Annotated in this window: 18 protein-coding genes, 2 tRNA genes and 3 rRNA genes; 11 read left to right on the top strand and 12 right to left on the bottom strand. The window is 57.8% G+C overall.

Going from position 1 to position 25032, the window contains the following annotated elements:
• Positions 1–137: 137 nt before the first annotated feature.
• Both AC3IT6_RS20610 and AC3IT6_RS20605 read right to left on the bottom strand, forming a co-directional pair.
• Entirely contained in the window at positions 138–1085 is a 948-nt protein-coding gene (locus AC3IT6_RS20610) for an IS110 family RNA-guided transposase (protein WP_489352329.1), read from the bottom strand.
• Between the two features lie 247 nt (positions 1086–1332).
• The gene (locus AC3IT6_RS20605) at positions 1333–1791 is read right to left on the bottom strand and encodes a VOC family protein (RefSeq protein ID WP_489352391.1); all 459 of its coding nucleotides are present in this window, start codon (positions 1789–1791) and stop codon (positions 1333–1335) included.
• Positions 1792–2080: 289 nt separating this feature from the next.
• Between AC3IT6_RS20605 and AC3IT6_RS20600 the strand changes: the two genes are divergently transcribed.
• The 4 genes from AC3IT6_RS20600 to AC3IT6_RS20585 all read left to right on the top strand — a co-directional run bounded on the left by AC3IT6_RS20600 (position 2081) and on the right by AC3IT6_RS20585 (position 6304).
• Positions 2081–2350, top strand: a complete 270-nt coding sequence (locus AC3IT6_RS20600; RefSeq protein WP_008054245.1) for a hypothetical protein — start codon at positions 2081–2083, stop codon at positions 2348–2350.
• Between the two features lie 101 nt (positions 2351–2451).
• Positions 2452–3066 (top strand): LysE family translocator, encoded by a 615-nt coding sequence (locus AC3IT6_RS20595; RefSeq protein WP_007993943.1) that lies wholly within the window; start codon positions 2452–2454, stop codon positions 3064–3066.
• A 206-nt stretch (positions 3067–3272) separates the two neighbouring features.
• Positions 3273–4430, top strand: coding sequence for a cysteine desulfurase family protein (locus AC3IT6_RS20590; protein WP_489352389.1), 1158 nt, complete (start codon positions 3273–3275; stop codon positions 4428–4430).
• A 65-nt stretch (positions 4431–4495) separates the two neighbouring features.
• Positions 4496–6304, top strand: a complete 1809-nt coding sequence (locus AC3IT6_RS20585) for an aminopeptidase P family protein (RefSeq protein ID WP_489352387.1) — start codon at positions 4496–4498, stop codon at positions 6302–6304.
• Positions 6305–6458: 154 nt separating this feature from the next.
• Here AC3IT6_RS20585 and AC3IT6_RS20580 read toward each other — a convergent pair whose 3' ends face one another.
• Together AC3IT6_RS20580 and AC3IT6_RS20575 are read right to left on the bottom strand one after the other, a co-directional pair.
• Positions 6459–7049, bottom strand: a complete 591-nt coding sequence (locus tag AC3IT6_RS20580) for a 2-hydroxychromene-2-carboxylate isomerase (protein WP_489352385.1) — start codon at positions 7047–7049, stop codon at positions 6459–6461.
• Positions 7050–7085: 36 nt separating this feature from the next.
• On the bottom strand, positions 7086–7814 hold the full coding sequence (locus tag AC3IT6_RS20575) for an SDR family oxidoreductase (RefSeq protein ID WP_489352383.1): 729 nt from the start codon (positions 7812–7814) through the stop codon (positions 7086–7088).
• A gap of 93 nt (positions 7815–7907) precedes the next feature.
• Between AC3IT6_RS20575 and AC3IT6_RS20570 the strand changes: the two genes are divergently transcribed.
• On the top strand, positions 7908–8468 hold the full coding sequence (locus AC3IT6_RS20570) for a TetR/AcrR family transcriptional regulator (protein WP_489352381.1): 561 nt from the start codon (positions 7908–7910) through the stop codon (positions 8466–8468).
• A gap of 14 nt (positions 8469–8482) precedes the next feature.
• Here AC3IT6_RS20570 and AC3IT6_RS20565 read toward each other — a convergent pair whose 3' ends face one another.
• Complete coding sequence (locus tag AC3IT6_RS20565) at positions 8483–8764, bottom strand: hypothetical protein (RefSeq protein ID WP_489352379.1); 282 nt, start codon at positions 8762–8764, stop codon at positions 8483–8485.
• A 169-nt stretch (positions 8765–8933) separates the two neighbouring features.
• The gene (gene rhtA, locus AC3IT6_RS20560) at positions 8934–9821 is read right to left on the bottom strand and encodes a threonine/homoserine exporter RhtA (RefSeq protein WP_489352377.1); all 888 of its coding nucleotides are present in this window, start codon (positions 9819–9821) and stop codon (positions 8934–8936) included.
• Between the two features lie 613 nt (positions 9822–10434).
• Between rhtA and AC3IT6_RS20555 the strand changes: the two genes are divergently transcribed.
• The 6 genes from AC3IT6_RS20555 (at position 10435) to mrdA (ending at position 17817) form a co-directional block, all read left to right on the top strand.
• Positions 10435–11971, top strand: a 16S ribosomal RNA gene (locus AC3IT6_RS20555).
• Positions 11972–12130: 159 nt separating this feature from the next.
• Positions 12131–12207 (top strand) — tRNA-Ile (locus tag AC3IT6_RS20550).
• A 30-nt stretch (positions 12208–12237) separates the two neighbouring features.
• A tRNA-Ala gene (locus AC3IT6_RS20545) sits at positions 12238–12313 on the top strand.
• Between the two features lie 236 nt (positions 12314–12549).
• Positions 12550–15443 (top strand): 23S ribosomal RNA (locus AC3IT6_RS20540).
• A 163-nt stretch (positions 15444–15606) separates the two neighbouring features.
• Positions 15607–15722, top strand: a 5S ribosomal RNA gene (rrf, locus tag AC3IT6_RS20535).
• The 16S, 23S and 5S rRNA genes sit together here with 2 tRNA genes alongside, the layout of an rRNA operon.
• Positions 15723–15924: 202 nt before the next feature.
• Complete coding sequence (gene mrdA, locus AC3IT6_RS20530; protein ID WP_489352375.1) at positions 15925–17817, top strand: penicillin-binding protein 2; 1893 nt, start codon at positions 15925–15927, stop codon at positions 17815–17817.
• Positions 17818–17914: 97 nt separating this feature from the next.
• On the opposite strand, the gene AC3IT6_RS20525 is transcribed toward mrdA, so the two are convergent.
• Genes AC3IT6_RS20525 through AC3IT6_RS20500 form a run of 6 tightly spaced genes read right to left on the bottom strand, consistent with a single transcriptional unit; the run spans position 17915 to position 25032 of the window.
• Positions 17915–19045, bottom strand: a complete 1131-nt coding sequence (locus AC3IT6_RS20525) for a glycosyltransferase family 4 protein (protein ID WP_489352373.1) — start codon at positions 19043–19045, stop codon at positions 17915–17917.
• Positions 19046–20176 (bottom strand): glycosyltransferase family 4 protein, encoded by a 1131-nt coding sequence (locus tag AC3IT6_RS20520; RefSeq protein WP_489352371.1) that lies wholly within the window; start codon positions 20174–20176, stop codon positions 19046–19048.
• Positions 20160–21536: a glycosyltransferase family 4 protein gene (locus tag AC3IT6_RS20515; RefSeq protein WP_489352369.1), complete on the bottom strand. Its 1377-nt coding sequence runs from the start codon at positions 21534–21536 to the stop codon at positions 20160–20162. Before AC3IT6_RS20515 ends, AC3IT6_RS20520 begins: the two co-directional genes overlap by 17 nt.
• A complete protein-coding gene (locus AC3IT6_RS20510) occupies positions 21533–22792 on the bottom strand; it encodes an ABC transporter ATP-binding protein (protein ID WP_489352367.1) in 1260 nt (419 codons plus the stop codon). Before AC3IT6_RS20510 ends, AC3IT6_RS20515 begins: the two co-directional genes overlap by 4 nt.
• Positions 22792–23589: an ABC transporter permease gene (locus tag AC3IT6_RS20505; protein ID WP_154947769.1), complete on the bottom strand. Its 798-nt coding sequence runs from the start codon at positions 23587–23589 to the stop codon at positions 22792–22794. The genes AC3IT6_RS20510 and AC3IT6_RS20505 overlap by 1 nt, the downstream gene beginning before the upstream one ends.
• On the bottom strand, positions 23590–25032 hold the full coding sequence (locus AC3IT6_RS20500) for a mannose-1-phosphate guanylyltransferase/mannose-6-phosphate isomerase (protein ID WP_489352365.1): 1443 nt from the start codon (positions 25030–25032) through the stop codon (positions 23590–23592).

Genomic DNA, 25032 nt, shown 5'->3' with positions numbered 1-25032 from the left:
CCGAAAGGGGAAATGAAAGAAAATGTTTCTCATTGCCGACGCTTGTGGGCGGGCTTGCTTGCGCAAGTGATCAGCAAGTCGGCGGTGCTGTTGAAGGCGGGGCCCCTGTGGGAGATTCTATGGTTGAGGGGAAGCCCTCAACCTGCTTTCGGTTGGTATTCACCTTGCCCTTTCAGCAGTGCAAATACGATCCGGGCCAGTTTACGGGCCAAGATCACCAGTGCCTGCGTAGTACTGAACCCTTTAGCTCTTTGTTCTTGGTAAAAACCTTTCCAGGCGGCTGTGCGGCTGGCCGACATGGCAGCGTTGTGCAAAAGCCGACGCGCCTCCGGATCGCCTCGCTTTGTCAGGCTGCGGCGACCGTCTTTTTGTCCTGACTGCGATACCCGCAAATCCATCCCCAAAAACGCGATGAAGGCATCTGCATTTCTGAAATCGCCTCGCTGAAAGGCCGCGATCAAGCGGGCGCCAGTCAGAAAGCCAATACCTTCAACTTTCATGCAACGCTTCAACTGGGCAAGCAAGCCGGCCTCTTTCAGGCGGTCGTTGATCATTTTCTCGACCAGCCCTTCAAGCCTCTGCATGGAGGCCACTTGCTCGGCAAAAGCGGCTTTGAGCAGCGGTTCATTTGTCCAGCTCTGCACCAGGCCAACCCGCGCCTGAACCAGCGCCGCGCGCCGGCGGAAAAGGCTCAAGAGGCAGCGGTACAGCGGCGATGGCGGAATCCATGGATGGAGCTCTTCATACTCGTTCTTCAGATAACGAGCGAGCAACTTTGCATCCAGTGCGTCCGTTTTGGCGCGAACCTTCACACCTTTGCGGTAGTGACTCAGTTCATAGCCGCCGACCATGTAAATGGTGCAACCGGCCTCATGGGCCAGGTCGGCGAACTCCAGGTGATAGATATTGGTCGACTCAATCGCGACATCGACCGGTGCCGGCAAGGCTTTCAGCCATTTCTTGATGGCTGGCTTGTTATTGGGAAGCGTCTCAAGCAGATCCAGTTCGGCCTGATAGATCATCAATTCATTCTTGGCGACATCCACGCCCACGATTGGTTTGATAGCAGAAACCGGCATTGCCATTGAACATCCCCCGAGATATGGTTTTGAGCACTTGAAGGGCTCACCCAGAGGCGCAGGCTTGTTCCTATCGTCGGTCTAGCCAGATGCATTCTTTATCGGCGCTTGGGTGAAAGGAGGAGGGGCGAAATCTCCCACGGATCTGTACTGCGCTAACAGTCAGAATCGAGCCTTGTCCCTCCTCCTCCCTTCAAGTCCTAGCATACAAGCGAGCCTGCTCGCGAAGAGGCCCGCTCCAGCACCAGGGATTTCAACCCTGGGCAAACATCTCCTTGGCCCGTTGCTCGATCTGTTCCTGGGTCAGGTCTTCCTTGTGCGTGGCCAGGAACCACAGGTGCCCGAACGGATCTTTCAAGGTCCCTGAACGGTCGCCGTAAAACTGATCCTTGACCTCCGACACAACGGTTGCGCCGGCATCGATCGCCTGTTTGTAGGACTTGTCGACATCCGTCACGTACAAATGCAGACCCACGGACGGCGAATTGTCCGGGTTGCTCAGCGGCCCTTGATCGCACGGTGTGCCCAGCATGATCGGGCAATCGCCGATGCGCAGTTCGGCGTGGCCGACACCGCCATCGGGCATGTCCAGGCGCATGATTTCAATGGCGCCAAAGGCTTTTTTGTAGAAGGCGATGGCTTCGGCGGCTTTGTTGATGCCCAGATAGGGGGTGACGCTGTGATACCCCTCTGGAATGGGTTTGACGCTCATGATGGATCTCCTTGTTCCTGTTTTGTGAATAGAAAGTACCTGTGCCGTTGTACGACCGAATAAATATAGGCCAGCCTCTTTCGCCTCACCGAGTGCCCGACGAGCAGCAGCGCCATTCAAGTGCCATCAAGTCGACTCCAACCAGTGCGCTCCCGGGCCGCGTTCTCCCAGCACATCGACAATGATCGCCATTTCTTGATAGCCACTATTGAAAGCGTTGATTTCTGCTGCCCGGGAGGCGCGAGTAGCCTGTGTTCATTGCCTCGAACCCAGTCGCCAGGACGCCAAAATGAAACCGATGATTGCCACTTTGCTGATGCTCGCCGTCTCCGTACTCGCCGGATGTGCCAGCCATGTTTCCCCTGAGCTTCGGCCTTACACGGCTGAAGAAAGCAAGGAACTGGCGCTGGAGGCGCTGAACCGCCGCGGATTGTCCTTCGACGAATACCACGCGAAAAAAGCCGAACTGCTCGGCCAGCCGCAAAAGTCGTTCAACTTCGACAACCAGGGTGAAATGAACGCCGGGCGATCTGTACAGCTTCACGGTCGTCCAAGCTGAGGCGAAACTGTACTGCTCCAAGTTTTGCCTAACTGTCCATGGGTTTCGCCCAGGGTGTGCGATAGGGTCAACACCTGACCGACCCTGACGGACTACCACCCATGACGCTCTCACTCGACCTGCTGCTGGGCTTCGCCCTGTTTGCCCTCGTCACCTCGATCACACCTGGCCCGAACAACACCATGTTGCTGGCATCCGGGGTGAACTTCGGCTTCAACCGCACGATTCCGCACATGCTCGGCATCACTTGTGGCTTCTTTGTTCTGGTGGTGGCGGTCGGTTTCGGCCTTGGTGCGGTGTTCCAGACTTACCCTTTGCTCTACACCGTGCTGCGTTATGTGGGGGCGGCGTATTTGCTGTATCTGGCTTGGAAAATCGCCCATTCCGGGCCCATGTCGGAGAGTCAGCAGGGCGAGGCGAAACCGATCAGCTATCTGGGCGCCGCCGCGTTCCAGTGGGTCAATCCCAAGGCCTGGATCATGGCCATTGGCGCTATCAGCACCTACACGCCGATGCAGGGTTACTTCACGAATGTGATCGTGATCGCGGCCGTCTTTGCGATCATCAACCTGCCGAGCGTCGGTGTCTGGGCCGCTTGCGGCACGCTGTTGCGCAACGTTCTGAAGGATCGCCGCTGGCTGCGCCTGTTCAATTGGGGCATGGCCGCGCTGCTCGTGGGTTCGCTGTATCCGCTGTTGCTTGAAAGCTTTAGCTGACGCATTGCTTCAACCGGTTGCCCGATGCCTGTTAAGCTGACTTTTCAGGAGCGTTCCTACGCACTTTTAAATGAAGTAATTCTTCTTTAACGGCATCCGATCAGGTATTGGTAGCGTTCTGAAAACAGCGCGCAGCTCACAAGGCTGCGCTTTGCCGTTTGCAGTCACGAGCTTCCTGATCCCGGAACACGCTCTGCGAGTCTTTTATGAATAAACGTCCGTTGTATTTCGATTACGCCGCCACCACGCCGGTGGATGAGCGGGTCATCAAGGTGATGGTCGAGTGTCTGGGCTTTACCGGCAATTTCGGCAACCCGGCCTCCAGCTCCCACGTCTTCGGCCAGCAGGCCCGGCAATCGGTCGAACAGGCGAGGTGTCAGGTCGCCGAACTGGTCGGCGCGACGCCCGGGCAGATCGTCTGGACCTCGGGCGCCACCGAATCCAACAACCTCGCGCTCAAAGGCGTGACCCAGGCCCGCGGCACTGGCGGCGGCCATATCATCACCAGCCAGATCGAACACAAGGCCATTCTCGATACCGCCAGGCAACTGCATGAGGCCGGTGTCGCGGTGACCTATCTGGTGCCGGACGCCGAGGGCCTGATCACGGCGCAAGCGGTCAGCGAAGCCATGCGCGAGGACACCTTCCTGGTGTCGCTGATGCTGGTCAACAACGAACTGGGCACCCTCAACGACATTCCCGCCATCGGTCAGGTCGTGCGTGATCGCGGGGCGTTGTTCCATGTCGACGCCGCACAGGGCGCGGGCAAAGTGGCGATCGATCTCGCGCAGTGGCCGGTGGACCTGATGTCGTTTTCCGCGCACAAGCTCTATGGCCCCAAAGGCATTGGTGCGTTGTACGTCGGCCCACGTGCACAACAGCGTTTGCAGGCGCAGATCCATGGCGGCGGGCATGAGGGCGGTTTGCGTTCCGGCACGCTGGCGACCCATCAGATCGTGGCCATGGGCGCGGCCTTTGCACTGGCGGCGGCTGTGTTCGATGAAGAGAAAGCCACCATCGTGCGTTTGCGTGAGCGCTTGCTCGAGCAATTGCAAAGTGTTCCAGGCATGCGTCTCAACGGCAGCCCGACCCGGCGCATTCCCCATACCCTGAGCCTGACCTTCGACGAAGGTGAGTTCAACCCGGCGGCGTTGCTGGCCTCGATCGCGTTTTCCGCGACCTCGGCCTGCAATTCCGCGAGCAATACCCCATCCCATGTACTGCTGGCCCTAGGGCACGACGCCCGCTCGGCTGGTCGTACCATCCGCTTGAGCCTCGGGCGTTTCACCACCGAGCAGGACATCGACCAGGCGGTTCAACTGATCAAGGCAGCCTGCGCCAGTGCTCCGGCATTCTGGCAATAGGGCGACGAAGTGCCGGCGCTGATCGGCACTCAACAATAATGATGAAGTGATTAGCAGGAGACACGATGAATACGCAGCTTTCGATCAATGGATCGGTGCCCCAGCGCCTGGCGCAAACCCGCGAACTGATGAGCCGGGAGGGCATTCACGCCTTGCTGGTGCCGTCGGCCGACCCGCACCTGTCCGAATACCTGCCGGGTTACTGGCAAGGGCGCCAGTGGTTATCGGGTTTCCATGGTTCGGTCGGCACCCTGATCGTGACCCCGGACTTTGCCGGCGTCTGGGCCGACAGCCGTTATTGGGAGCAGGCGACCAAGGAACTCAAGGGCAGCGGCATTGACCTGGTCAAGCTGCAACCGGGTCAACCCGGGCCACTGGAATGGCTGGCCGAGCAAACCCCCGAGGGGGGCGTTGTCGCGGTCGATGGCGCGGTCATGGCCGTGGCTTCGGCACGGACCCTGAGCGGTAAACTTGAAGAGCGTGGCGCCCGCCTGCGCACCGACATCGACCTGCTGAGCGGCGTCTGGAGCGACCGCCCAGGCCTGCCGAACGAACCGATCTATCAGCACCTGCCACCACAGGCGACCGTCAGCCGTGGCGAAAAACTCGCCAAACTGCGTGAAACCCTGCAGGCGCGGGGTGCCGACTGGCATTTCATCGCCACCCTGGATGACATCGCTTGGCTGTTCAACCTGCGTGGCGGCGACGTGTCGTTCAACCCGGTGTTTGTTTCTTTCGCCTTGATCAATCAACAGCAGGCCACGCTGTTTGTCGCCTTGAGCAAAGTCAGCGCCGAGCTGCGCGCCATCCTCGAGCAGGACGGCGTGACCTTGCGCGATTACAGCGAGGTCGCCGCCGCACTGCGCGCCGTGCCGAGCGGTGCGAGCCTGCAAGTCGACCCGGCGCGGGTCACGGCGGGGTTGCTGGACAACCTGAACAGCGGGGTGAAGCTGATCGAAGGCCTGAACCCGACCACCCTGGCCAAATCGCAAAAAAGCCTGGCCGATGCCGAACACATCCGTCAGGCCATGGAACAGGACGGCGCAGCGCTGTGCGAATTCTTCGCCTGGCTGGACTCGGCGCTGGGGCGCGAGCGCATCACCGAACTGACCATCGACGAAAAACTCACCGCCGCCCGTGAGCGCCGTCCGGATTATGTCTCGCTGAGTTTCAACACCATCGCCGCGTTCAATGCCAATGGCGCGATGCCGCACTACCATGCCACCGAAGAAGAACATGCGGTGATCGAAGGGGACGGTCTGCTGCTGATCGACTCCGGCGGCCAGTACCTGGGCGGCACCACCGACATCACGCGGATGGTTGCGGTGGGCACACCGACCGATGAGCAAAAACGCGACTGCACCCGCGTGCTCAAGGGCGTGATTGCCTTGTCCCGCGCGCAGTTCCCGAAAGGCATCCTGTCGCCGCTGCTCGATGCCATCGCCCGTGCGCCCATCTGGGCGGAAAGTGTCGACTACGGTCACGGCACCGGTCATGGCGTCGGTTACTTCCTGAACGTCCACGAAGGTCCGCAAGTCATCGCTTATCAGGCCGCGCCTGCACCGCAAACCGCGATGCAACCCGGCATGATCACGTCCATTGAGCCGGGCACCTACCGTCCGGGTCGTTGGGGTGTGCGGATCGAAAACCTGGCGATGAACCGTGAGGCAGGCAAAAGCGAATTCGGCGAGTTCCTGAAGTTCGAAACGCTGACCCTGTGCCCGATCGATACGCGCTGCCTGGAAACCTCGCTGCTGTCGGACGAGGAAAAACAGTGGTTCAACGCCTACCACGCCGAAGTGCGCGGACGCCTGAGTCCGTTGGTCGAAGGTGCTGCGCTGGAGTGGCTGAACACTCGCACCGCGACTATCTGATTGGCTGTAACCGGGCGCTGTCTCCAGCGCCTGGCTCATGTAGTCGACAAAGGCTCTGACTTTGGCGAATTGGCGACGATTCGCCGGGGCACAGCCTAACAGCCCATGTACTGCTCTTGTCGGGAGCGGTAAAGGGGCGGTTGATGGTCGGGACTTAACTCAAGGCTTCGAGAACGAAGTCCAGTCGATCCTGGCCGAAGTACAGCTGGTTATCGACAAACATGCTTGGTACGCCGAATACACCGCGCTGCACCGCTTTGTCGGTATTGTCCTTGAGCGTTGCCTTGACTGTTTCGTCGGCGGTCAGTGCCAGCACCTCATCGGGATTAAAACCGTTGCCGCTCAGCACCGCGGCCACGGTTGCCGGGTCATTGAGGTTGCGGCCGTCGACCCACAGGGCCTTGAACAGGCAGTCAATGAACGCGACAAAACGCTCGGGATAGAGCAGCTGAATGCCGGTCACGGCACGCATCAGCATCAGGGTGTTGATCGGGAAATGCGGATTGAACTTCAGTGGCACGCCGTAGCGCCGGGCATAGCGGTCGAGGTCCTGAATCATGTGGCGGCCCTTGGCCGGAACGGTCGCCGGGGAGGCGTTGCCGGTGGCCTTGAACACACCGCCGAGCAGGATCGGGACGTAGATCAGTTGGCTGTCGGTTTGCTCACAGATTGCCGGTAGCTGGGTATACGCCAGGTAAGTGGTGGGGCTGCCCAGGTCAAAAAGGAATTCCACGGTTTTGCTCATGGTCGGTGCGCTCTGCTTATTGTTGTAGGGGAGGGCTTACCAGCGTTCGCTCCAGGGGCGAAGGTCCAGTTCGAAAGTCCAGGCGTCGCGGGGCTGGCTGTGCAGGTACCAGTAATTCTCGGCAATGTGTTCGGGGTTGAGGATGCCGTCCTGATCCTTGGTCGCGTATTTCTCGGGGAAGCTGTCGCGGATGAAATCGGTATCGATGGCGCCGTCGACGACGACATGGGCAACGTGAATATTCATCGGGCCGAGCTCTCGGGCCATGCTTTGCGCCAGTGCACGAATGCCGTGCTTGGCACCGGCAAATGCGGCAAAGCCGGCGGCACCGCGTAGGCCGGCGGTAGCACCGGTGAACAGGATCGTGCCCCGCTGGCGCTTGGCCATGCGTTTGGCCACTTCACGGGCATTGAGAAAACCGGAAAAACAGGCCATTTCCCAGATCTTGAAATACTTGCGGGCGGTTTCTTCGAGAATGCTGCACGGCACGTTGGCGCCGATGTTGAACACGAACGCCTCGATGGGGCCGATCTCGCTTTCGATCTGCTCGACCAGTGCCACCACATCGTCTTCCTTGCGGGCATCGCAGGCGAAACCGTGGGCCTCGCCACCATCGGCCTCGATGGCATCCACCAGTGGCTGGAGCTTGTCCGCACTGCGGCGGGTGACGCAGGCGACAAAACCCTCCTGGGCAAAACGCTTGGCAATGGCGCCGCCCGTGGAATCACCTGCACCGACGACCAGTACGACCTTCTTGTTATTCATGGGTAGATCCCTTTTGGTAAACGATCGTTAACTAAACGAACGTTATGCTATGATTCGACAGACGTCAAGGCGAGCAATCCAGGGGGAAGGACAATGCGTTATTCGGCCAGTCACAAGCTGGAAACCAGGCAAAGGCTGCTGGAAAGCAGTGCGGTATCGGCCAAGAAGTCCGGATTTTCAACGGTGGGCGTGGACGGCCTGATGAAAGCGATTGGCTTGAGTGGCGGCGCCTTCTATAGCCACTTCTCGTCGAAAGACGAGTTGTTCGCAAGCATAGTCGAGCGTGAGTTGGGGCAAAGCCTGACGCGACTGGGGGAGGGGCAGGACCGTGACAAGCTTGAGCGCTGCTTGAAACAGTACCTGAGTATGTCTCACGTCGAGAATCCGGAAACCGGTTGTGCATTGCCGGCATTGGGAGCGGAAATTGCCCGTTCCGACCTGACTGTCCGTCAACAGGCAGAGCACTGGATTTGTCGGCTTCATGAACGTTGGGCGGGTGTTCTGCAAAGCGACAGCCTGGCATGGGCGATTCTGTCGCAATGTATTGGCGCGCTGGTCGTGGCGCGCATGCTGGCTAGCCCGGATATCCAGCGCACAGTGCTGAAGTCCAGTTACGAGGAAATCGGCCGTCAGATCGCAAGTCCGAGAACCTGACGCGACAGCGCTGCCTATTTGCAGATGACAATCATGCTGCGGCTGGTATAACCCGCAGGATTGAGGCCAAACGGATAATCGCCGGGCTCTTCCACGGCATCTCCCGATTTGGCGATGACCTTGTATCCCTTGGGTGCGCAGGAGTTGGCAGCGCTGGCGTAGCACTTGTCCCAGGACGAAGACAGTCCGGAACAGTTGATGTGTAGCCCTCTCTTGCCGTGCTTGATCTGTGTGTCTGATGTCGCCGCGCAGCCCGCAATTGCAAGTACGGCGATCAAAATCAAAATTCGTTTCATTACTGTCCTTATAGCGTCCCCGGATCTTGTGCCCGGGTCTGGCTGCATTCGCTTTCGCGAGACGCGTACCGATATCCCTACCTGAAATTATCCGTGGTATGACTCTGGGTTGCGGGGCTAAACATGGCCTAATTGGGCGGCAAATACCAGACCCGTGTCATATCCGCTCTCAATCTGCCGTTACTACTGGCCTGGCGGCAGTGCTCATGGTCATGGTTGCGCCGACGGATGCCAGAATGATGCACATGATTGCCATCCATTGTGACAGAGAGAGGTATTCATGAAGGAACAGCAAGCCAGATAGCGCGCCGAAGGCAGGCTCGATACTCATCAGTGTGCCGAAGGTTCTGGCCGGCATGCGGGTCAGTGCGACCATCTCCAGGGTGTAGGGGAGGGCAGTGGACAAGATGGCGACGCCGAGGGCTACCGGGATCAATGACGGGGTCAGCAGAGCGGAACCGGCATGGACAATGCCGATGGGGGCTACGAATAGCGCAGCGATCATCACCCCCAGCGCGGCGGTTTGCACGCCATTGTCGGCCCCGGCTTTTTGGCCGAACAAAATGTACAGCGCCCAGCAGACCCCGGCACCCAAGGCATAACCGGTGCCTACCAGATCGATGTCTGCGCTCGCTTCTCCTGTCGGTATCAGTAACAGTAAGCCGACGGCAGCCAGGGCGATCCACAAAAAATCGATCGCGCGACGCGAGGAGTAGATCGCCACCGCCAGCGGGCCGGTGAATTCAAGAGCCACCGCGATGCCGAGCGGGACTGTTTGCAATGACATATAGAAGAGGAAGTTCATGCCGCCCAGCGCCATCCCGTAGACGATGACGGTGCGCAGGGATCTTGCGGTGAGTTTTGCCCGCCATGGACGCAGTATCAGCATCATTATTATGCTGGCAAAAATCAGTCGTAATGTTGTCGTCCCCTGAGGGCCGACAACCGAGAACATGCTTTTGGCCAGGGAGGCTCCGGACTGGATCGACGCCATGGCTATGAGCAGCAGCCCAACCGAGAACAAGGTAGAGGCTAGGCTGCGAGGATGGTCATTCATTGCGTGGCATCGTCCGAAATATAGGAATCAAGGGTATTTCTATTTGTGTTGGGCAATATACTGCGCATTCCCTGCGGGCGCGTCTATATATAAGCAGCGTTTTTGCACATTTCGGTAGAAACCCAAATCAGTGCTTGACGGCAGATTCTGGGAGCCTATAATTCGCCCCACTTCCGGCGCAGTCGAAACGGAAAACTCCTTGGTAAACAAAGAGTTATGCAGTTTTCGACAGCAAGTTGCTTCAGTTCATCGAAGCCGAAAGGGAGTTGAAAAAGAGGTGTTGACAGCAGCGTGTAACGCTGTAGAATTCGCCTCCCGCTGATGAGAGATCTGAAGCGCAAGTGGTTGAAGTTACAAGGGAAACTTTGAAAACTTCTGAAAATAATCACTTGACAGCAAATGAGGCTGCTGTAGAATGCGCGCCTCGGTTGAGACGAAAGATCTTAACCAACCGCTCTTTAACAACTGAATCAAGCAATTCGTGTGGGTGCTTGTGGAGTCAGACTGCTAGTCAACAGATTATCAGCATCACAAGTTACTCCGCGAGAAATCAAAGATGTAACCAACGATTGCTGAGCCAAGTTTAGGGTTTTCTCAAAACCCAAAGATGTTTGAACTGAAGAGTTTGATCATGGCTCAGATTGAACGCTGGCGGCAGGCCTAACACATGCAAGTCGAGCGGATGACAGGAGCTTGCTCCTGAATTCAGCGGCGGACGGGTGAGTAATGCCTAGGAATCTGCCTGGTAGTGGGGGACAACGTTTCGAAAGGAACGCTAATACCGCATACGTCCTACGGGAGAAAGCAGGGGACCTTCGGGCCTTGCGCTATCAGATGAGCCTAGGTCGGATTAGCTAGTTGGTGAGGTAATGGCTCACCAAGGCGACGATCCGTAACTGGTCTGAGAGGATGATCAGTCACACTGGAACTGAGACACGGTCCAGACTCCTACGGGAGGCAGCAGTGGGGAATATTGGACAATGGGCGAAAGCCTGATCCAGCCATGCCGCGTGTGTGAAGAAGGTCTTCGGATTGTAAAGCACTTTAAGTTGGGAGGAAGGGCATTAACCTAATACGTTAGTGTTTTGACGTTACCGACAGAATAAGCACCGGCTAACTCTGTGCCAGCAGCCGCGGTAATACAGAGGGTGCAAGCGTTAATCGGAATTACTGGGCGTAAAGCGCGCGTAGGTGGTTCGTTAAGTTGGATGTGAAAGCCCCGGGCTCAACCTGGGAACTGCATTCAAAACTGACGAGCTAGAGTATGGTAGAGGGTGGTGGAATTTCCTGTGTAGCGGTGAAATGCGTAGATATAGGAAGGAACACCAGTGGCGAAGGCGACCACCTGGACTGATACTGACACTGAGGTGCGAAAGCGTGGGGAGCAAACAGGATTAGATACCCTGGTAGTCCACGCCGTAAACGATGTCAACTAGCCGTTGGGAGCCTTGAGCTCTTAGTGGCGCAGCTAACGCATTAAGTTGACCGCCTGGGGAGTACGGCCGCAAGGTTAAAACTCAAATGAATTGACGGGGGCCCGCACAAGCGGTGGAGCATGTGGTTTAATTCGAAGCAACGCGAAGAACCTTACCAGGCCTTGACATCCAATGAACTTTCCAGAGATGGATTGGTGCCTTCGGGAACATTGAGACAGGTGCTGCATGGCTGTCGTCAGCTCGTGTCGTGAGATGTTGGGTTAAGTCCCGTAACGAGCGCAACCCTTGTCCTTAGTTACCAGCACGTAATGGTGGGCACTCTAAGGAGACTGCCGGTGACAAACCGGAGGAAGGTGGGGATGACGTCAAGTCATCATGGCCCTTACGGCCTGGGCTACACACGTGCTACAATGGTCGGTACAGAGGGTTGCCAAGCCGCGAGGTGGAGCTAATCCCACAAAACCGATCGTAGTCCGGATCGCAGTCTGCAACTCGACTGCGTGAAGTCGGAATCGCTAGTAATCGCGAATCAGAATGTCGCGGTGAATACGTTCCCGGGCCTTGTACACACCGCCCGTCACACCATGGGAGTGGGTTGCACCAGAAGTAGCTAGTCTAACCTTCGGGAGGACGGTTACCACGGTGTGATTCATGACTGGGGTGAAGTCGTAACAAGGTAGCCGTAGGGGAACCTGCGGCTGGATCACCTCCTTAATCGACGACTCAGCTGCTCCATAAGTTCCCACACGAATTGCTTGATTCATTGAAGAAGACGATAAGAAGCAGCCTTGGGGTTGTAGCTTAGTTGGTTAGAGCGTACCCCATGCTCTGTGGTTAAGAGCAGGGTGAGGTCGGCCTTAGCAGCTCGAAATTGGGTCTGTAGCTCAGTTGGTTAGAGCGCACCCCTGATAAGGGTGAGGTCGGCAGTTCGAATCTGCCCAGACCCACCAATTTTGTGTGGGAAACGCCTGTAGAAATACGGGGCCATAGCTCAGCTGGGAGAGCGCCTGCCTTGCACGCAGGAGGTCAACGGTTCGATCCCGTTTGGCTCCACCACTACTGCTTCTGATTGTATAAAGCTTAGAAATGAGCATTCCATCGAATCGATGGTGAATGTTGATTTCTAGTCTTTGACTAGTTCGTTCTTTAAAAATTTGGGTATGTGATAGAAAGATAGACTGAACGTTACTTTCACTGGTAACGGATCAGGCTAAGGTAAAATTTGTGAGTTTAATCGCGAATTTTCGGCGAATGTCGTCTTCACAGTATAACCAGATTGCTTGGGGTTATATGGTCAAGTGAAGAAGCGCATACGGTGGATGCCTTGGCAGTCAGAGGCGATGAAAGACGTGGTAGCCTGCGAAAAGCTTCGGGGAGTCGGCAAACAGACTTTGATCCGGAGATGTCTGAATGGGGGAACCCAGCCATCATAAGATGGTTATCTTGTACTGAATACATAGGTGCAAGAGGCGAACCAGGGGAACTGAAACATCTAAGTACCCTGAGGAAAAGAAATCAACCGAGATTCCCTTAGTAGTGGCGAGCGAACGGGGACTAGCCCTTAAGTGGCTTTGAGATTAGCGGAACGCTCTGGAAAGTGCGGCCATAGTGGGTGATAGCCCTGTACGCGAAAATCTCTTGGTCATGAAATCGAGTAGGACGGAGCACGAGAAACTTTGTCTGAATATGGGGGGACCATCCTCCAAGGCTAAATACTACTGACTGACCGATAGTGAACTAGTACCGTGAGGGAAAGGCGAAAAGAACCCCGGAGAGGGGAGTGAAATAGATCCTGAAACCGTATGCGTACAAGCAGTGGGAGCCCACTTTGTTGGGTGACTGCGTACCTTTTGTATAATGGGTCAGCGACTTATTTTCAGTGGCGAGCTTAACCGAATAGGGGAGGCGTAGCGAAAGCGAGTCTTAATAGGGCGTCTAGTCGCTGGGAATAGACCCGAAACCGGGCGATCTATCCATGGGCAGGTTGAAGGTTGGGTAACACTAACTGGAGGACCGAACCGACTACCGTTGAAAAGTTAGCGGATGACCTGTGGATCGGAGTGAAAGGCTAATCAAGCTCGGAGATAGCTGGTTCTCCTCGAAAGCTATTTAGGTAGCGCCTCATGTATCACTGTAGGGGGTAGAGCACTGTTTCGGCTAGGGGGTCATCCCGACTTACCAAACCGATGCAAACTCCGAATACCTACAAGTGCCGAGCATGGGAGACACACGGCGGGTGCTAACGTCCGTCGTGAAAAGGGAAACAACCCAGACCGTCAGCTAAGGTCCCAAAGTTATGGTTAAGTGGGAAACGATGTGGGAAGGCTTAGACAGCTAGGAGGTTGGCTTAGAAGCAGCCACCCTTTAAAGAAAGCGTAATAGCTCACTAGTCGAGTCGGCCTGCGCGGAAGATGTAACGGGGCTCAAACCATACACCGAAGCTACGGGTATCACCTTCGGGTGATGCGGTAGAGGAGCGTTCTGTAAGCCTGTGAAGGTGAGTTGAGAGGCTTGCTGGAGGTATCAGAAGTGCGAATGCTGACATGAGTAACGACAATGGGTGTGAAAAACACCCACGCCGAAAGACCAAGGTTTCCTGCGCAACGTTAATCGACGCAGGGTTAGTCGGTCCCTAAGGCGAGGCTGAAAAGCGTAGTCGATGGAAAACAGGTTAATATTCCTGTACTTCTGGTTATTGCGATGGAGGGACGGAGAAGGCTAGGCCAGCTTGGCGTTGGTTGTCCAAGTTTAAGGTGGTAGGCTGGAATCTTAGGTAAATCCGGGATTCTAAGGCCGAGAGCTGATGACGAGTGTTCTTTTAGAACACGAAGTGGTTGATGCCATGCTTCCAAGAAAAGCTTCTAAGCTTCAGGTAACCAGGAACCGTACCCCAAACCGACACAGGTGGTTGGGTAGAGAATACCAAGGCGCTTGAGAGAACTCGGGTGAAGGAACTAGGCAAAATGGCACCGTAACTTCGGGAGAAGGTGCGCCGGTGAGGGTGAAGGACTTGCTCCGTAAGCCCACGCCGGTCGAAGATACCAGGCCGCTGCGACTGTTTATTAAAAACACAGCACTCTGCAAACACGAAAGTGGACGTATAGGGTGTGACGCCTGCCCGGTGCCGGAAGGTTAATTGATGGGGTTAGCTAACGCGAAGCTCTTGATCGAAGCCCCGGTAAACGGCGGCCGTAACTATAACGGTCCTAAGGTAGCGAAATTCCTTGTCGGGTAAGTTCCGACCTGCACGAATGGCGTAACGATGGCGGCGCTGTCTCCACCCGAGACTCAGTGAAATTGAAATCGCTGTGAAGATGCAGTGTATCCGCGGCTAGACGGAAAGACCCCGTGAACCTTTACTATAGCTTTGCACTGGACTTTGAATTTGCTTGTGTAGGATAGGTGGGAGGCTTTGAAGCGTGGACGCCAGTTCGCGTGGAGCCAACCTTGAAATACCACCCTGGCAACTTTGAGGTTCTAACTCAGGTCCGTTATCCGGATCGAGGACAGTGTATGGTGGGTAGTTTGACTGGGGCGGTCTCCTCCTAAAGAGTAACGGAGGAGTACGAAGGTGCGCTCAGACCGGTCGGAAATCGGTCGTAGAGTATAAAGGCAAAAGCGCGCTTGACTGCGAGACAGACACGTCGAGCAGGTACGAAAGTAGGTCTTAGTGATCCGGTGGTTCTGTATGGAAGGGCCATCGCTCAACGGATAAAAGGTACTCCGGGGATAACAGGCTGATACCGCCCAAGAGTTCATATCGACGGCGGTGTTTGGCACCTCGATGTCGGCTCATCACATCCTGGGGCTGAAGCCGGTCCCAAGGGTATGGCTGTTCGCCATTTAAAGTGGTACGCGAGCTGGGTTTAGAACGTCGTGAGACAGTTCGGTCCCTATCTGCCGTGGACGTTTGAGATTTGAGAGGGGCTGCTCCTAGTACGAGAGGACCGGAGTGGACGAACCTCTGGTGTTCCGGTTGTCACGCCAGTGGCATTGCCGGGTAGCTATGTTCGGAAAAGATAACCGCTGAAAGCATCTAAGCGGGAAACTTGCCTCAAGATGAGATCTCACTGGGACCTTGAGTCCCCTGAAGGGCCGTCGAAGACTACGACGTTGATAGGTTGGGTGTGTAAGCGCTGTGAGGCGTTGAGCTAACCAATACTAATTGCCCGTGAGGCTTGACCATATAACACCCAAGCAATTTGATGCTCCTAGTTGAAGAAACGAAAGAGACCAGATTGCGGTGTGTGAAGACGAAAGAACCGAAAGTTCGAGAGCAACACACAAATCTATTACATACCCAATTTGCTGAAGCGCGGCCAGCTGGTCACGACTCAGTACCCGAATTTCTTGACGACCATAGAGCGTTGGAACCACCTGATCCCATCCCGAACTCAGCAGTGAAACGATGCATCGCCGATGGTAGTGTGGGGTTTCCCCATGTGAGAGTAGGTCATCGTCAAGATTAAATTCCGAAACCCCTATTTGCGTATGCAGGTAGGGGTTTTGTTTTTGTCCGCCATGTAGGAGCGAGCTCGCTCCTACATGGTCATTGTAAAAAAAATCACATAAACCTGACTTCGCGCTTTTGGTAAGGTGCAGCTCATTTTTAATGGACTGAGTTTGCGCCCACGGATCGGCATTCTTTTCAAAGAGCTGCTGTAGAAATGCCCGGACCGATACCCATCAAGGACCACGAGAAAGAGACACGCCTGGTCAATAAAAGGCTGCTGGCCTGCGGCTTGTTCGTTGCCGCTGTCACCTGTGCACTGGTGGTGCGCATGTATGTCCTGCAGGTAGTCGAGTTCGATTATCACTCGACCATCTCCGAAAACAATCGCGTACATGTCCTGCCGATTACGCCGACCCGCGGGTTGATCTATGACCGCAACGGCGTACTCCTCGCAGACAACCGTCCCAGCTACAACCTGACCATCACCCGCGAACGTGCTTGCGATGTAAACGAAGAGCTGGACGAGGTAGTCAATCTCCTGCAATTGCCCGCTGAAGATCGCACGCTGTTCGACAAGGCAATGAAGCAGGCACGTCATCCGTTCGTACCCGTGACGCTGTTCTATGAGCTGAGCGAAGAACAGATTGCCGTACTCGCCGTCAACGAGTTCCGCCTGCCGGGCCTCGATGTCGAGCCGCAATTCGTTCGACACTATCCATTGGGCGAGCACTTCGCTCATTCGGTCGGCTACGTCGGACGTATCAACGAGAAGGAGTCAAAGGCTCTGGATACCGTTGAGTACCGAGGCACCCAATCCATCGGCAAGACCGGGATCGAAAAATTCTACGAGTCGCAGCTGCACGGCCATGTCGGTTATGAGGAAGTCGAAACCAATGCCCAGGGCCGCGTGCTGCGAGTGCTCAAGCACACCGACCCGGTGCCCGGCGAAAACATTGTCCTGAGCCTCGACGTCAAGCTTCAGGAAGCCGCCGAGCACGCCCTGGGCGATCGCCGTGGTTCGGTGGTCGCGCTGGATCCGTCGACCGGTGAAGTACTGGCCATGGTCAGCAACCCGAGTTTCGATCCAAACCTGTTCGTCACCGGTATCAGCTCCAAGGAGTACTCGACGCTACGGGACTCAATCGACCGACCGCTGTTCAACCGTGTGCTGCGTGGTCTCTATGCGCCGGGTTCGACCATCAAGCCGGAAGTGGCAATCGCCGGCCTCGATGCGGGTGTCGTCACGGCACAGACCCGTGTGTTCGACCCGGGCTATTACCAACTGCCGGATTTCGATCACAAGTACCGCAACTGGAACCACAGCGGTGACGGCTGGGTAGATATGGATGCGGCGATCATGCGTTCCAACGATACCTACTTCTATGACCTGGCACACAAGCTCGGTATCGATCGCCTGCACGACTACATGGCCATGTTCGGACTGGGTGAGAAAGTCTCCCTGGACATGAATGAAGAATCCCCCGGCCTGATGCCATCCCAGGCCTGGAAGCGTGCCACCCGCCGTCAAGCCTGGTTTCCGGGCGAGACGGTGATTCTCGGCATTGGCCAAGGCTACATGCAGGTCACGCCGCTGCAGTTGGCCCAGGCGACGGCACTGATTGCCAACAAAGGCGTGTGGAATCGCCCGCACCTGGCCAAAACCGTGGACGGTGTCGCGCCGGTGGATGAGCATCCGATGCCGAACATTCTGCTCAAGGATCCTCGCGACTGGGAGCAGGTCAACCACGGGATGCAGATGGTGATGCACGATGCCCGCGGGATCGCCCGGGCGGCAGCGGCGGGCGCGCAGTACCGTATCGCCGGCAAGAGTGGTACCGCGCAGGTGGTGGCGATCAAGCAGGGCGAACGTTACAACCGGGAGAAAACCCGCGAGCGTAACCGCGACAATGCCCTGTTCGTCGGTTTTGCCCCGGCCGAGCATCCGAAGATCGTGATTTCGGTGATGATCGAAAACGGCGAGGCCGGCGGTCGCGTCGCAGGTCCCGTGGTGCGGGAGATCATGGACGCCTGGCTACTCGATCAGGACGGGCACCTCAAGCCGCAGTACGCCGCGCCGAACAAGGCGCCGGGCGATCCTCACGTCTGAACCCTCACGGCTTCACAGCGCAGGCTCACGGATGTTGAGCATGTGCTGGAAGCTCTCGAGGAACTCCCTTTCGGCTTGGCTCATCTTCTGTAAAGCCTCACGCGTAGGCGAGGGCTTTTTCTTCCAGCAGTTCCTCATACAACTCCGCCCATTTGCGGCCCATTTCGTCCGCCGTAAACAGATTTTGATAACGGGCCTGCGCCTTCTCGCCCATTTGCGCCGCCAGCACCGGGTTTTCCCAAAGCGTACGCATTGCCTCACGAAATGCCGATGGATTGCTCGGCGGCACCACCAGCCCGGTCTCGTTATGGATGTTGATGTAACTGGTGCCGGTGCCAATTTCACTGGAGATCATCGGTTTGCCATACATCGCGCCTTCCAGCAGCGAAATGCCGAATGCTTCGGAGCGCAGGTGCGATGGGAACACGATGGCGTAGCTCAGTTGCAGCAGCGCCACTTTGTCCTCGTCCCCCAGACGCCCGAGGAAGTGAACATTGCGTAAACCCAAGGCGGCGGCCTGGGCATGCAGCTCTACTTCCAGTGGGCCGGCACCGACAATCACTGTCGGGTAATCCAGGTCCTTCAGGGCATCGAGCAGGATGTGCAAACCCTTGTAGTAGCGCATCACACCGACAAACAGAAAAAACTTGTCGCCGAGTTTTTGCCGCCAGTGGGCCGTTCGATCACTGTCAGGCTGTGGATAACCTGCCTTGTTCAGTCCATAGGGAATCACTCGGGTCTTGTCCTGAAACTGTTGCAGCACATCACTGGTGTGCAGGTAATTGGGCGATGCAGCGACGATCCGGTCGGCGCTGTGCAGAAAGCGATTCATCAGCGGCCGGTAAAGTTTGAGCAGCTGTTTCTGGCGAATGATGTCCGAGTGGTACGTCACCACGCTGGGTTTGTTCAGGCCGCTGGTGAAATGCACCAGGTCCATGAACGGCCATGGAAAGTGGTAATTGACCACGTCGGCCTCGGCTGCCAGCTCGCGAAACTGTTTGAAGACGCTCCAGGAAAACCCTGTAGAGGCGAACTGAATGTCGAGCCTGGCTCGATGGACTTCATGTTGAGCGATCTGCATCACCGGCGGTGTCGGATCGGCACTGAGTGTCAGCACCTTGCCTTCAACGCCGTGCAAGGCACCGCTTTCGCACAACTGGAAAATCACTTGTTCGATCCCGCCGACCGAGTCAGGCAGGTACGTCTTGAAAAAATGAAGAACTCGCATTCAACCTCCCATTGCCTGGCGGTAAGCGCTGGCCGTGACTTGCGCGCAGCGTTGCCAGGTAAAAAGCCTTGCCTGTAGCAATCCGGCTTCTCGGCATGCCTGCCAATGCGCTAGATCCTCGATCAGACGACTCATTGCATCTCGCAAGCCGTCGGTTTCATCCGGTTCAACATAGTTACCTGCAGAGCCTGCCACTTCTGGCATGGCCGAACGTCTGGTCAGAATGACCGGTGTGCCGCAAGCCATGGCCTCCAGCACCGGCAGGCCAAAACCTTCGTAAAGCGACGGAAAAATCAAGGCCCGGGCGCCGGCCAACAGCTGCGCAACGTGTTCGTCTGGCAGATAGCCGAGCAAACAGACATGACCGCTGGCCAGGGCCTGGTGCAATTCTTCGCTGAACTGCTCGCGCTGCCAGCCAGCCATGCCGACGATCAGCAATGGAAAACGCTGACGGACTGATTCCGGCAATCGGGCGTGGGCGCGCAGGGCCAGGGACAGATTCTTGCGCGGTTCCAGGGTACCGACACAGAGGAAGTATTCCCGCGCTTCGACGCCATGGGTCTTGAGTACGGCGTCGATAGCCTCGGGGGACCGCGGGTGAAAACGCGCGGCTACACCCAGCGGTGCGACGACAAATCGCTCGGCCGGTAACCCGAAATGCGCCTGGGCTTCGTCAGCAATGAACTGCGAGTCGGTAAGAATCAGGCTTGCCTGTCGCACGCCGTCGGCCACGCGCCGTTCGATTTCTCGCAAGCGCGCCGGTGGCTGCGTTTGCGGATAGTGCAGGTGAGTCAGGTCATGCAGGGTGATGACGGTCGGGCCTTCGAACGACAGCGGCCACAAACTTGGTTCGTGGTAGAGGTCGATGGCTTGCGCGCGGCCTTGATCGAAGCGTTTCTGCTCCAGCCACCGTCGGGCCTGATAGGCCCCCGGAATCTGCCGCAGCAATGGCGTCAGTCGGGAATAACCGGGCATGGCCGCTTCAGGCAGCACAGCACTCCAGCCCCAGCCATGAAACAGCGCCAGTTCAATATCCGGTTCACCCGCCAGGGCGTTCGCCAGTTCGGCGACGTAGTGGCCGATGCCGGTGCGCGGCGCCTGGAGGATGCGGGCGTTAAGGGCAATGCGCATGCTGACTCTCAGGTACCTTCGCATCGCTGTGCAGGTTGCTCTGGATGCGTTCGACCAGTTGCGCACTTGCCTCGCGCCAGCTCAGCCAGCGCCAGTTATCCAGGTTGAGGGGCGCTGGAAACGCACCGCCACTTTCCATGTCGATGACCAGGTCGGCCAGGTTCTGCGGGTCGGCGAGGTCGAAATACGCCATGTACTCACCGCCGATTTCGCGGAACACCGGGATGTCGCTGGCCATGGCCGGCAGGCCTCGCTGCATGGCTTCGACCAGCGGCAAACCGAACCCTTCGACGTAGGAGGGGAACACCAGCGATGTTGCGTGGGAGTAGGCGTGTTCCAGGCTCTTGTCCGAAAGCGTGTTGAACATGAACAGGCGCTGGTTCAATTGCGGATGCTGGCGAATACGCTCGATCAGCGCCTCGCACTTCCAGCCAATCTTGCCGACGATGCACAACCGGGCCTTGGACCCGGCCGCCCAGGCGCGCTCGAACGCGTCCAGCAGATACGCATGGTTCTTGCGCGGCTCGATGGTGCTGACCATCAGGAACACAGGGTCCGGCGTCTTGAACATTTGCAGCAGCCCCGGGTCGACGGTGGACCGGGCATCGGTCAGGTCGAGTTCGGAACCGAGGTGAAAGTAGTCGAACCAGCGTTGCTGAACCTGCGCGGTGCCGATCCTGCGGGTCATCTCCTGGTGAACCTGGTCGCGGATGGTGGTCGAGATCGCCACGTAGCCATCGGCGGTGCGGGCGATCCAGTCGAACCATTCGTTGAAGACCTTCACCAGTCCGGCGTCGCAGAACTGCGGGTGGGTCAGGGGAATCAGGTCGTAGATCACCGAAACGATGCCCACCCCGTCACGCTTGAGTTGTTCGGCCAGGGGGAAGAAGTTGGCGTGCCAGGACGAATCCAGCAGTACCAATTGATCGCCGGCGCGATGCTGCAACGGCACGCAGCGCTCGGGAACCTTCTGGCCCTTGAGTGCCCGATCGAGCAGGCGCATCGGCAGGCTCAGACAGGCGAACGCGGTGAGGCGGCAACCGACGTAAAGCACCCGGCGGGCGAACTTCGATTGGCTGAAAGGGCGGCGTCGTTCCAGCGCGCGGTGGCGCAGCCAGAACTGATTGGCGAACTGTTCGAGCTTCACCCGCAGGCTCATCAGGTCCACTTTGACGGTCGGCAAGGGCGCCAGGCTTTTCACCTCGAACAACGCGCCATTGATCATCACCACCGGAACGCATTCACGCCGGGCGTCTGCGGCCGGCAATTGCTGAATCACATTGCGCACGACCCGCTGGATGCCCGAGTTGGCATCCGGGTGTTCGAAGACGTAGGTACATTCCACCAACAGTCTGGTCATCGCGTCACTCCAACGGATTCCACCCGTGTTTCGCTGGAACGGGTCACGCTGGTCTGCGCTTCGAGCCAGGAGCAACCCACGAAGTCTTCCTGGCGATTGTTGATCACGTGGAAGACCAGCCCGTAGTCACGCCATTCGAAATTGCGATCCAGGTGCGAATCCAGCCGCGACAGGCTCAGGGCCACCGAATAATTGCCCTTGCCCAGGCGCATGTCGAAGGCAAAACGGTAGGTGACGCGTTCGCCGGCACTCAGGTCGGTGAGGGCTTTGTCGACCCGGTGGGTATTGATGCCGTACATGGGCTGACCGAGGCGATCCTTGATCATGAAACCGAGAATCAGCCGCTCGATGTCCTGGCGCACCTCGACCTGCACTTCCAGAACCATCGCCTGGCCGACTTCAGCCACCTCCACCGAACGGCCCTTGGGGTCAAGCAGGCGGACGCTGAGAATGCCCGCTTCGCCTGTCCCGGAAATGGTTTGCACCTGCCCGTTGGCGAGCATTTCCTGGCGCACCGTCTGGCCCTCGCGCTGGGCGAGCATGGCGTTGTAGTAGTCCATCACTTCTTCGGGCTTGCCGCGCATGGCCATGCGCCCGTTTTCCAGGAGGATGGCGGTGTCGCAGATCGACTGGATCGCCGAGCGGTCATGGGACACGATCAGCAACGTGGTGCCGGCCTTGCGGAAGTTGCGGATGCGATCGAAGCTTTTGTGCTGGAAGTAGGCATCACCCACGGACAGCGCTTCATCGACGATCAGAATGTCGGGCCGCCGCGCGGTGGCCACGCTGAAGGCCAGGCGCATCTGCATGCCGCTGGAATAGGTGCGAACCGGATGGTCGATGGCCTCGCCGATTTCAGCGAAATTCTCGATCTCCGGCATCAGCGCTTCGATTTCTTCTACCTGCATGCCAAGCAATTGCCCGGCCATGAAGGTGTTCTGCCGACCGGTGAAGTCCGGGTGGAAGCCCATCCCCAGTTCCAGCAGCGCCGCCACGCGACCTTGCAGCTGGATCTCGCCGCAGGTGGGCTGGGTGGTGCCGGTGATCATCTTCAACAGCGTGCTTTTGCCGGCTCCGTTGACCCCGACGATGCCCACGGCTTCGCCCGGCTGAATCTCGAAATCGACCCCTTGCAGCACCCAGTGCAGGTGATGCCGGGAGGGGGAAAACGGTACCAGCCATTCGAACAGCCGGCTCCAGCGATTCGGATATTGCTTGTAGGCCTTGCCCAGGCCACTGACACGTATATGTCCCATCAGAGCTCGTCCACCATTTCACCGACACGCTGGCGGAACAGCCGCAGCGCCATCCCACAGAACAACAGGCCGATCACCAGCAACGGGACCAGCGAGCTCCAGTCTGGCCATTGGTTGTAGAGAAACAGGTTCTGGTAGCTGTTCATCAGTGCCGTCATCGGGTTCAGCTCGATAAAGCGCTGGATGCCCGGCGGCAGGATCGACAGCGGATAAACGATCGGCGTCAGCCAGAACCAGAATTGCAGGCAGATGCCGAAAAACTGCCCGACGTCGCGAAAGAACACGTTGAGCACGCCCAGGATCATCCCCAGCCCCGCGGCGAAGATCACTTGCAGCACCAGCAGCGGCACCAGCGCCAGCAACGCCATGCCGGGCAGCCGCCCGCTGATCAGCAGGAAGCCGAGGAACAACCCCAGGATGATCGCGAAATTGATCCCGGCATTGAGCAGCACGATGACCGGCAGGCAGATGCGCGGGAAGCTGATTTTCTTCAGCAGGTTGGCGTTTTCCAGGAACATGCTCTGGCTGCGCGTCGTGATCTCGGCGAACAGGCCCCAGGTCAGCAGGCCGGCGCACAGGTAGACGCTGTAGGCCAACCCGTCATCCACGCCCGGCAAGCGGGCGCGCATGATGGTGGAGAAGATCACCGTGTAGACCAGGATCATCGACAGCGGATTGAGCACGGTCCACAAGGCACCGAACAGCGAGTTGCGATAACGCGCCTGAAACTCCCGTTTGACGCTGCCGAGGATGAAACCCCGGTAACTCCACAGCGATTGGTAAAGATTACGCAGCATTCAATCCGTCCTGCCGTATTGATCTTCGAAGCGGACGATGTCGTCCTCCCCCAGGTATTCGCCGCTTTGCACTTCGATGATCACCAGGTCAATCACGCCGGGATTCTCCAGGCGATGCTTGTGGCCGGCAGCAATGAAGGTCGATTCGTTCTTGGCCACCAGGTGCGTGCCGGTGCCATTGTTGGTGACCTTGGCCATGCCTTCGACCACCACCCAGTGTTCATTGCGATGGTGGTGCATCTGCAGCGACAACTTGGCGCCGGGCTTGACCACGATGCGTTTGATCTTGAAGCGCAGGCCTTCCTCGAGCACGGTGTAGGTGCCCCATGGCCGGCTGACCGTACGGTGCAGGCGATAGGCTTCGTGCTCTTTGTCCTTGAGTTGCCTGGCCACCCGGCGCACATCCTGGGCGCGGTCGGCGTGGGCCACCAGCACCGCGTCGGCGGTGTCGACGATGATCAGGTTATCCACACCCACGGTCGCGACCAGACGGTTATCGCTCTGGACGAAGTTGTTGTGGCTGTCGATGAAAATCGACTCGCCAACGGTGCGGTTGTTTTGTGCGTCCGCCGGTACCAGCGCAGCCACCGCACCCCAGGAGCCGATGTCACTCCAGTCGAAACGGGCCGGCACGACGACCACCTTGTCGGAGCGCTCCATCAACGCGTAGTCGATGGAAATGTCCATGATTTCGCCAAACAGGGCCGGCGACAGTTCCTGTTGCAGGCTCCCGGCGTTTTCCACCGCAGCGCTGGCGGCCATGCAGGTCTGCGTCTGCTCCAGCAAGGCGGGCGCATGGGTTTGCAGTTCGGCCAGCAGGCTGGCGACCGAGAAGCAGAACATCCCGGAGTTCCATAGGAAGTTGCCGCTTTCCACGTAATGCGTCGCGGTTTGCAGGTCGGGTTTTTCGACGAAGCGCCGCACGCGTGCAGCGCCTTTATCGTCCAGCGATGTGCCGGCTTCAATGTAGCCAAAACCGGTTTCCGCAGCGCTCGGCACGACACCGAAGGTCACCAGGTGACCGCGCCTGGCCAATGTCACGGCATGCTCGACCGCGTCCTTCAGCGCGTCGACATTGACGATCAGGTGGTCGGCGGGCATGACCAGCATGATCGCGTCGTCACCATGCAGGGCCTGCAGGGAGAGGGCGGCGGCGGCAATGGCCGGCGCCGTATTGCGCCCCGTCGGCTCCAGCAGGAAGTGCCCGCGATGCCGGCCCAGGTGCGCGTCCCGAAAGTGATCCTTGCTCTGGAAGTAGTGCTCACGGTTGGTCACCGTGACGATATCGCCCCAGCCATCGAGCAGCTCCGCGGCACGCCGATAGGTCTTGCCCAGCAGCGACTGGCCGTCGGGCAAGGCCATGAACGGTTTGGGATGGCCTTCACGCGACACCGGCCACAACCTGGTCCCGGCACCGCCGGAGAGAATCACGGGAATCAGCAT

This window comes from Pseudomonas sp. KH_017 (assembly GCF_057840285.1).
This window is presented reverse-complemented; position numbering and strand designations above follow the sequence as displayed.